The following is a 469-nucleotide window of genomic DNA, read 5'->3' as shown; positions in this document are numbered from 1 at the left end:
CGCCAATGGGGTCAAATCCTCGCTTCGCTTGACATCTACGCCAAGGTGAACTTGGCAGCTCTTCGCGAGGTTGGTGCATTCGACCTGGGAGCGCTGCAATGATGCTGATCGATGTCGTCGACGTTTATCTGGCCAAGCAGCGGTCATTAGGCATGCGTTTCGAATCCGCCGAGGTGCTGCTGCGCAGGTTCTGCCGCGTGTTGGGCAATCCCGAGATCAGCGAGATTACCCCAGAGACGGGAGCCGCGTTTCTCCAAGGCAGCGGCTCGCTCAGCGCCGCCTGGATGCTGCGCTACAAAGTCCTGAGCGGCTTTTACCGGTTCCCCGTCAGCCGCGGCCATGCGACGTTCTCGCCGCTGCCGACAACAATCCCGAAGCTGCCGCCGCAACAGACCCCGTACGTCTACTCGACCGAAGAGCTACGTCGACTGGTGGACGCGACCTCGATCCTGAAGGTTGGGCACAGTCC

The 469-nt window shown here is 61.2% G+C and carries 1 pseudogene; it reads left to right on the top strand.

Annotated features, from left to right (window positions below):
* Window positions 1-98: 98 nt before the first annotated feature.
* Window positions 99-469: pseudogene (locus EOA27_RS39830) on the top strand (integrase); the annotation flags it as partial.

Source organism: Mesorhizobium sp. M2A.F.Ca.ET.037.01.1.1 (assembly GCF_003998075.1).
Lineage (GTDB): Bacteria > Pseudomonadota > Alphaproteobacteria > Rhizobiales > Rhizobiaceae > Mesorhizobium.
The sequence above is the reverse complement of the archived record's forward strand: the minus strand, read 5'-3'. Positions and strand labels throughout refer to the sequence as shown.